Genomic DNA, 9,228 nt, shown 5'->3' with positions numbered 1-9,228 from the left:
CGTACTCGCCATAAATCTGGCGACATAAAGAGTATATGAGGGGCGATTCACGAATCGCCCTCTCCGCCGAAGGCGGAGAACTCAATCATTACCTACGTATTCGCGCTATGCGCGAAAGGGCGATTCATGAATCGCCCCTACGAAGTTTACCTTTTTAGTTAGGTTTTTTTACACCGAAAGAAGCCCGCGCCATCGTGATAGGGAGATCATTATCTCTTGGCGCATTAGCCAGCGCGAAGCGCGTCACACTTTTGGGACAATCGGCGCGCGCACCGCACATTGCGATCAGAAAGTTTTTCAAAAAGGGAGGAGTGCCGATGGGGCGAAGGGGGAGGTCGCCCCATCGGCGAAGGTTGCGGTGAACGGCCAGACGAGAGGAGCCTTCACCGCCGAGTCAACAAGAAGAGAGGAGCAGAAGGTTTTGTTTTCCATCGCCTTCTGACATATGTTAGTCTACGTTAACTCATACTACGGGTCAAGGGAAGTTTACCATGGTTTACAATTCCTCCATAAACGAATGAGGGCCGCGGCAGCGTGATAAGCAGCAGCCAAAAATCCGCCGCCCCCGCGCGACGAGCCCAACCATGAACCAACCACCTGCAATCAGCCCCACAGCAACCAGCGGCCAGCACCCCACCCCGCCCCAACAACAAGCAGGGCCCGACAGCCGCAAGCAGCTATCGGGCCCCACCCGCTACCACATTGTCACCGCAGATCAGGCGCTCGCCTGCTTCGCGGCGGCGCGTTCTACCTCTGCCGCCATGCGCTCGGCTGCGCCGCAGCCGTGGCAGCCTGCGCAGCCTCCGGCGCAGGGCGAGGCGCCACCTTCGCCACCCCCGTGGTCGTGACAGTCACACGTTCCACGCTTCACCAACCGTCGCGTGGCCAGCACAGCCAGGGCAACCACCACCAGGCCTATAATCACCGTCGCGGGCGTCATATCAAAAGCAAGCATAAGCACGTCCTTTCATCAGGGGTTACGCCGCGGCGCTGCTCTTCGCGTCCAGCTTCTTCACAGCACTTTCACCATCAAAGCGAGGCATCGGGCGCAGCAGTTGGAACAGCATGCCGGCCAGCACCACCACGGCAACGCCCGACCACACGGTGAAGGCGCCGCCCGCCAGCAGCAGGCCGAACTGGTAGATCATCAGCGCCACGGCCCACGCGAACAGCGTCATGTAGCCAATGGCGAACCACGTCCACTTCGCCGACGCCATCTGGCGACGGATGGTGCCAATGGCCGCAAAGCACGGCGCGCACAGCAGGTTGAACGCGCAGAACGCCAGGATAGCCGGCACGCTTCCGCCCAGCATCGTGCCGAACGCAGCCCACAGCGTCGGGTCGGCCTCGCCCACGTCGCCGGCAGCCGTCAGCACGCCCACCGTGGCAACCACGTTTTCCTTCGCCACCAGGCCCGTTATGGACGTGACGGCACTTTCCCAATTCCCAAAGCCCAGCGGCGCGAACAGCCACGCAAGCGCGTTGCCCAGGCCCGCCATCAGGCTGTAGTCCATGTAGCCCTCCATCTCGGGGTCAAGCAGGCCGAACTGCCCGTCGTAGAAGCCGAAGCCCTGCAAGAACCAAATGACAATGGAGCTGAGGAAAATGATAGTGCCGGCCTTCACGATGAAGCTGCGGACGCGCTCCCACGTGGCCATCAGCACGTTTTTGGCGGCGGGCACGTGATAGGCGGGCAGCTCCATGATGAACGGCGTTGCTTCACCCGCGAACATCTTCGTCTTGCGCAGCATGATGCCGGAAATGATGATGGCCGCCACGCCCAGGAAGTAGAACAGCGGCGCAATCCACCAGGTAGCGCCCGCGTCGCCGCCGGCGACAGCACCAAATACCAGCGCGATGATAGGCATTTTCGCGCCACACGGGATCATCGTCGTGGTGATGATGGTCATGCGGCGGTCTTTCTCGTTCTCGATGGTTTTCGTGGCCATGACCGCCGGCACGCCGCAGCCCGACGCAATGAGCATGGGGATGAAACTTTTGCCCGACAGGCCAAATTTGCGGAAAATGCGGTCCATGATGAACGCCACGCGCGCCATGTAGCCGCACGCCTCCAGCAGCGAAAGCAGCAGGAACAGCACAATCATCTGGGGAACGAAGCCCAGCACCGCGCCCACGCCGGCAATGATGCCGTCAACAATGAGGCTGACCAGCCACGGTGCCGTGCCGATAGATTCCAGCGCCTCGGTGGCAACGGGTGTGAGACCGGGGATATACACGCCGAAGGTGGCGGGATCAGGCTCTTCCTCGGCGAGGACGGCCAACTCGGCTTCGCTTGCGCCGGCTTCCTCGGCGGCAGCGACGGTTTCCTCCCAGGTGGCCACGGCTTCGTCGTACTGCTCGGTGCCGGTGTAGAGCCAACCGTCGCCGAACACGCCGTCGTTCGCCCAGTCGGTGAACAGGGTGCCCACCGTGGATACGGCCAGGTAGTACACCAAGGTCATGACCACAATGAAGATGGGAATGCCCAGCCAGCGGTTCGTGACTACGCGGTCGATTTTCTGCGTGGCGGTGGCGCCTTTGAGCGAGCGCTTGACGCAGGCGTCTACGACGTGACCGATGGCATCGTAGCGCTCGCCGGTGATGATGCTTTCGGCGTCGTCGTCCAGGCGATTTTCGAGCGCCTCGCGGATGGCGGCGATGGCTTCGCGGTCGCCAGCGGGCAGGTTGAGCGCGTCAAGCGTACGCTCTTCGCCTTCCAGCGCCTTGAGCGCGAACCAGCGCGCGGTGTGGGGCTTCACGCGGGTTCCCAGCACGTCGCTGACCTGGGAGAGCGCGTCTTCTACGGCGGCGTCGAAGGGCAGGTTAGGCGTCGGCGGCGTTGCTGTTTTCGCCGCGTTCACGGCCACGGCCAGCAGTTCCTCCATGCCGCGACCCTTCAGCGCGGAGGTTTCCACCACGGGGCAGCCCAGCCGCTGCGACAGTTTCGCCACGTTGATGGTGTCGCCGCTTTTCTCCACGAGGTCCATCATGTTCAGCGCCACCACGACCGGAAGACCCAGATCGAGGATCTGCGTCGTCAGGTAGAGGTTGCGCTCAAGGTTGGTGGCGTCCACCAGGTTGATGACCACGTTTGGGCCGCCGTCCAGCAGGAAGTCGCGCGTCACAATTTCCTCGGGCGAGTAGGGCGAGAGCGAATAGACGCCCGGCAAGTCCGTGATGGTGATGCTTTTGTCGCGCGTGCACGTGCCTTCTTTCTTTTCCACGGTGACGCCCGGCCAGTTGCCCACGTACTGGTTCGACCCGGTGAGGTCGTTAAACATTGTTGTCTTGCCGCAATTTGGATTGCCCGCAAGCGCTATACGAATACCCATGTTCCACCTTTCCCACAGTTTCCCCGCCCCGCGTTTCCCAGCGCTGAACAGGTTGTTTGCTTGCTTTGAAGAGAGACTTCGCATTTCTCGGTTCCCACCGATGCTGTGTGTCCCTCTACCAAAAGTTAACTGCAACTAACACTATCTCAAAAAAAAATAAAACTTCAGCTTTCCACTTTTCGCGCACTCATTTTTTCATTCGCGTAATTGCAACAGCGTCTCAATAACAATCACGAATTTTTGAGTGCGGAAGGTGTGCCATTTTTTAATATCACGGTAGTTCGAAGGCGTTATCCCACAAGAATGTTCTGAGCCTCGCTCTTGCGAAGTGACAGTTCATAGCCGCGCACGGTGACCTCAATGGGGTCGCCGAGGGGGGCTACTTTGCGAACGAATACGTCGGTGCCTTTCGTGATGCCCATGTCCATGATGTGGCGTTTAAGGGCGCCCTCCCCCGTGAGGCGACGCACCGTCGCCGACTCACCAATGCGCACATCGCGCAACGTCTTGCCCTGTCCTTCCGTCATCTACCTTTCCTTTCCTTCGTCAATTATTTTTTAATTCACTTTTAATTCACGTTTTCCCACATCAACGTGAAGAAGTACCCACTGTTTCACGTGAAACATTCGCGAAAAAATTACGCACGCAAATGTGTTAGCATTTGTTGATCATATCGCTCGTGAAATGTTTCACGTGAAACATTCGTTCGCGAAAAAATGAGTGCGTGAAGTTCGTGAAAAAGTTGTTCGTCATTTTTTGGTTACGCTGGGTTGGGAGTAGGAGTTGCGGTGGTTGCCAGAATGCGGGAGGCTACTTGTTTGCTGAGGGCCACGTGGGTGCCTTTGACCTGAACGATGAGGTCGTCGGCAGCTTTCGACATCACCTCTACCGTTGCACCTTCCACAAAGCCAAGCGTCTCCAGATGATGGTGCAGGTCACCTCGCCCGCGCACCTTTGCGATAACGGCCGACTCCCCGCTTCCCAAAAACGACAGCGGCATCTGACAGCCTGCTGTCGAATGTGCTGCTGCTCTTTCGGCGCGGGCCGACGCGCCGCTGCAAACAGGCATCGTCGTTGCGTTCTCCATGTCGGACTCCCATCAGTTAGCCTTGGGTAACAATTGACATCATACGTGAAACGTCCGAAAAATGGAAGCCATGGTTAACAATTCTTTGTGAAATTGTAGTACAGCCGCATGCGTAGACGGAAGCCGACGAATTGTCAGACCCCGCGCAGGCGCAAGGGGGAAGTGGCCACCAATCGCGGCTCAACACCACCTCGCCCTGGCGAAACACGCAGCGACCTGCGCCCCTATCAGCGCTCCCCCGCCTTCAACGTGAGGGCATTCACCGCCACAATAACCGTAGATAAACTCATGAGGACAGCACCCACGGCCGGGCCAAGCACAATACCGACGGGTGCCAGCACCCCGGCGGCCAGCGGAATGGCAACAATGTTATAACCCGCTCCCCACCAGAGGTTTTGCTTGATTTTGCGCGTGGTGTTAGTGCCGAGGTCAAGCAAACGTACAATATCTTCCGGGTCGCTCTTCACCAGCACGACGTCGGCCGAGTCGATGGCCACGTCGGTGCCAGCGCCAATAGCCACGCCCACGTCGGCCTGCGCGAGCGCCGGGGCGTCGTTGATGCCGTCACCCACCATCATCACCGTGTCGCCCGCAGCACGACGCGTCTGCACGAGACGCACCTTATCCTGGGGCACGAGGCCAGCGTGCACCTCATTGATGCCGAGCGCACCCGCAACAGCGCGGGCCGCCGCCTCATTGTCGCCGGTCAGCATGACCGGCTGCACGCCGCGTGTCTTGAGAGCCTCTACAGCACGTGTAGCAGAAGGCTTCGCCTCGTCACCTTGGGCCACCACCCCGGCAGCACGGCCGTCCTCCACAAGGAAGCTCACGGTAAGGCCGCGGCCAGCCAAGCGATCGAACACATCATGATTGTAGGGAATACCCTGCTCATCGAGGTAGCGCGCATTCGCAACAAGCGCGTGAGAACCGCCATCAAGCGCGCCTTCCACACCCGCTCCCGCAATGGAGTGCACGTCGCGTACGGTAGCCGGCGCAACGTCGCGTTCGTCCGCCGTCTGCATGATGGAGGCGGCAAGCGGGTGTGACGACGACGCCTCAAGCCCCGCCAGCACGGCGAGCACCTGGTCATCGGCCGCAGTCGGATCGACGTGCGCGACTGCACCTTCTTCGCCACCGTCAAGAGCCCGCACCTCCGCCACACGGAAATCACCCTCGGTAAGGGTACCGGTCTTGTCCATCATGACCACGTTCACCTTCGGCGCCACTTCAAGCGCGCGCCGACGGCGCACGAGCAAACCGCTGCGCGCTCCAAGCGACGTCGAACGCGCAGCCACCAGCGGAATGGCCAGGCCCAACGCATGCGGACACGCAATCACGAGCACCGTTACCATGCGCGTGAGCGCGTCACCCACATTGCTCGTCACCACCAACCACACGACAAACGCCGCTACACCCACGCTCACCGCCGCGTAGAATAGCCAACGAGCCACGCGATCGGACAGCACCTCGGCGCGCGATTTCTCCTGCTGAGCCTGCGATACCAGCCGCATCACCTGCGCAAGGTAGCCCGACTCGCCCGTGCCGGTCACACGCACGTACAGCGTGCCGTCGCCATTTTGCGAACCGCCGAACACAGCGTCGCCGGGCGCTTTTTCCACCGCACGCGCCTCACCCGTCACCAGCGCCTCGTTCACCTGCGATGATCCGTCTACCACTTCGCCGTCGGCCGGCACTTTCTCGCCCGCCTCCACCACGACGGTCTGGCCCACCTGCACCTGATCGAGCGGCACGTCGGCCACAGAACCGTCGTCGCGCCGCACATGCGCGTCGGCGGGCAGCAGTTCGGCCATCTCTTTGAGCGCGTCACCAGCGCCCATGACCGCCCGCATCTCCACCCAGTGACCCAGCAGCATGATGTCGATGAGCGTGGCCAGCTCCCAGAAAAAGTCCATGTGCACGTCATGCGCGCCCAGCACGCTGCGCTGCACGAACGCGTAGACACTATAGATATATGCCGTCGTGATACCCAGCGCCACCAGCGTCATCATGGCCGGCTGGCGACGCCGCAGTTCGCCCACCGCCCCGCGCAGAAACGGCCACCCGCCGTAACCATAAAGCACCGTGGCGAGCACCGCCACCACCCAGTCCGACCCAGGAAACGCAAGCGAGAAAGGCAGCGCCATTCCCATGGGCGGCGAAAGCAGCAACACTGGCACAGACAGCACAAGGCTCACAAAGAACCGTCGCTTGAGATCTGCGCCATGCATCCCCTTCATCGTGGTCTGTTGTGCGTTTGCGTGCTCGTTCGCCATTGCGTCTCCTCGCCGTGGAACTGTTTTGCGGCCCATGGTAGCGGCGGCCGACGCTCGTCAAAGCTCCTGCCGCCAGAGCGTTACGCACGTGAACAACGACGGTTGTTTTGTTGGCCCCCTGTTCCGCTACCTTAAGGGAAGCACCGCAGACCTGCACGACGCACCGCTTGCGAATTGCCTGGAAATCGCAAGGCGATTCCGCCGTCAGAATATTCGCGGCATAGTATACTGAGGTGGCACTTCGTACGTTGTCCAACCCGGCAGAAAGCGCAGGACATGGCTCAGAACCTCTACACCGACACGCGCGGACTCACCGCGCAACCCATCACGTTCACCGAGGCTGTTGTCAACGGACTGGCTGAGGGCGGCGGGCTGTATGTGCCTGAGCACATTCCTACGCTCACGCTCGATGACCTGCTGGCGCTGGCCGAACTGCCCTACGCGCAGCGCGCGGCGCGCATTTATAAAGCGTTCGACATCGACCTGCCCGCCGAAACCATCGACGCGCTCATGGCGCAAACCTACGGCGCAAACTTCGACGACGAGCGCATCTGCCCGGTGACCTCGCTCACCGCAACCACCCACGTGCTGGAGCTGTGGCACGGCCCCACGAGCGCGTTTAAGGACATGGCGCTGCAATGCCTGCCGCGCTTCTTCTCCGCCAGCGCTAACCAGTTGCGTGAGCAGGGGAAACTCAACCACGAATTCATGATTTTGGTTGCCACGTCCGGCGACACCGGCAAGGCGGCGCTCGAAGGCTTCCGCGACGTGGACGGTGTGTCCATTGGCGTCATGTACCCCGACGGCGGCGTGAGCGACATTCAACACAAGCAGATGGCCACCCAGCGTGGCGAAAACGTGCAGGTGTGGGGCGTGCGCGGCAACTTCGACGACTGCCAGACCGGCGCGAAAAACGTGTTCGGCGACAACGCCTTCGCCACCCGCCTGCTGGAAGAGCACGGCGTGGCGCTGTCCAGCGCGAACTCCATCAACTGGGGACGCCTCATGCCCCAAATTGTGTACTACGTGTCGGCCTACGCGCAGCTGGTGGCCGACGGCAAGCTGGGCGCGGGCGATGAACTGGACGTATGCGTGCCCACCGGCAACTTTGGCAACATCCTGGCCGCGTATTACGCCAAGCGCATGGGCGTGCCGCTGGGCATGCTGTTCTGCGCCAGCAACGAAAACCGCGTGCTCACCGACTTCATCAACACGGGCACCTACGACATCGCCGACCGTGATTTCGTGCTGACGCCGTCGCCCTCTATGGACATTTTGGTGTCGTCGAACCTGGAGCGCCAGCTGTTCGAACTCACCGGCCGCAACGCGCAGGCCATCGCTGGCTGGATGAACGACTTGCGCACAGAGCGCCGCTTCCGCGTGGATGAAAACACGTTTGCGCAGGTACGCGCCACGTTCGCATCCGATTCCATCGACAACGCCACGTGTCTGGAAACCATCCAGGCCGTGCTGGACGAGCACGACTACCTTATGGACCCGCACACGGCCGTGGCCTACCGCGCGGCCGAAAACCTGCGCGGCGAAAACCCCGTGCTCATCGCGAGCACGGCGCACTGGGCGAAGTTCGGCGACAACGTGTACCGCGCGCTGCACGGCATTGCACCCGGCGCTCCCCTGCCCGCCGACGTGGCCGCGCTTTCGGGCTGCGAGCTGAACGAACTCATCGCGCGCGAAACGGGGCACACCGACATTCCGCAGGGCCTGGCCGAGCTGGACACACTGCCCATCCGCTTCACCGAGGTCATTGACAACGGCACGGCAGACATTGAGGCCGCCGCGCTCGACTTCCTGCGCACCTTGCAGGCCAACGCAACCGACGACTAACGGGCCCACCCACGCGGCGGCCACCACGAGAAAAGGACGACGGACCATGAGCGAGCTTTCGAACCTCAAGCCAACCATCAGGCTTTCCATCACGAACCCAACCTCCGACAGCGGTTCGGTGTTCGGCCGCGGCATCGCGAACCTGTGCCTGGGCGTGCGCGAAACCGGCTCGCTCAACGCCGCCGCCAAGGGCATGGGCATGGCGTACAGCAAGGCATGGCGCATCGTGAAAGACACCGAGGCCGCGCTGGGCATTCAGCTGCTCGACCGCGACGGCGCCCACGGCAGCAGCCTCACCGACGACGGCAACAAACTGCTAGACGCCTACGTAGCAATCGACGCCAAACTGCAGGAAAACGCCGAAAAAGAGTTCGCCCGTATCTTGGGGTAGAACCACTTGGGAGCGTTTCGCTATGCAAAAGTGTGACGCGCTTCGCGCATGGCGAATACGCCAAGTGAGGATGCCCTCCCTACCACTATGACGAGGGCTCTTTCATGTGTAATGAATCTAACTTAAAAGATCACCTTTGTAGGGGCGCTTCACGAAGCGCCCTCTCCGCCGCAGGCGGAGAACACAACTTTGACCTGGGTTTTCGCGCTTCGCGCGAACGGGTGGTTCGTGAACCGCCCCTCATATACTCTTTATGTCGCCAGATTTATGGCGAGTACGTCCTTTCCAATGTAGGTTGCA

7 protein-coding genes are annotated in these 9,228 nt (G+C 61.1%); 2 read left to right on the top strand and 5 right to left on the bottom strand.

The genetic code is table 11. The features are described 5' to 3' along the window. Nucleotides 1–715: 715 nt before the first annotated feature. The 5 genes from QNJ86_RS05050 to QNJ86_RS05030 form a co-directional block, all read right to left on the bottom strand. Nucleotides 716–955: a hypothetical protein gene (locus QNJ86_RS05050; RefSeq protein WP_283831510.1), complete on the bottom strand. Its 240-nt coding sequence runs from the start codon at nt 953–955 to the stop codon at nt 716–718. Nucleotides 956–977: 22 nt separating this feature from the next. Then, nucleotides 978–3,332 (bottom strand): ferrous iron transporter B, encoded by a 2,355-nt coding sequence (feoB, locus tag QNJ86_RS05045; RefSeq protein WP_283831509.1) that lies wholly within the window; start codon nt 3,330–3,332, stop codon nt 978–980. Between the two features lie 290 nt (nt 3,333–3,622). Beyond that, nucleotides 3,623–3,859 carry a FeoA family protein gene (locus QNJ86_RS05040; RefSeq protein ID WP_283831508.1) on the bottom strand — a complete coding sequence of 79 codons (237 nt, stop codon included), beginning with the start codon at nt 3,857–3,859 and terminating at the stop codon, nt 3,623–3,625. Nucleotides 3,860–4,092: 233 nt separating this feature from the next. Beyond that, on the bottom strand, nt 4,093–4,419 hold the full coding sequence (locus QNJ86_RS05035) for a FeoA family protein (protein ID WP_283831507.1): 327 nt from the start codon (nt 4,417–4,419) through the stop codon (nt 4,093–4,095). A 227-nt stretch (nt 4,420–4,646) separates the two neighbouring features. After that, nucleotides 4,647–6,692 (bottom strand): copper-translocating P-type ATPase, encoded by a 2,046-nt coding sequence (locus QNJ86_RS05030; protein WP_283831506.1) that lies wholly within the window; start codon nt 6,690–6,692, stop codon nt 4,647–4,649. A 276-nt stretch (nt 6,693–6,968) separates the two neighbouring features. Here QNJ86_RS05030 and thrC point away from each other — a divergent pair, with 276 nt between their 5' ends. Both thrC and QNJ86_RS05020 read left to right on the top strand, forming a co-directional pair. Continuing rightward, nucleotides 6,969–8,537, top strand: coding sequence for a threonine synthase (gene thrC, locus QNJ86_RS05025; RefSeq protein WP_283831505.1), 1,569 nt, complete (start codon nt 6,969–6,971; stop codon nt 8,535–8,537). Between the two features lie 46 nt (nt 8,538–8,583). Continuing rightward, nucleotides 8,584–8,928, top strand: a complete 345-nt coding sequence (locus QNJ86_RS05020) for a winged helix-turn-helix domain-containing protein (RefSeq protein WP_283831504.1) — start codon at nt 8,584–8,586, stop codon at nt 8,926–8,928. Nucleotides 8,929–9,228: the final 300 nt, after the last annotated feature.

The organism is Gordonibacter faecis (assembly GCF_030077735.1).
GTDB classification, from domain to species: Bacteria; Actinomycetota; Coriobacteriia; order Coriobacteriales; family Eggerthellaceae; genus Gordonibacter; species Gordonibacter faecis.
This window is presented reverse-complemented; position numbering and strand designations above follow the sequence as displayed.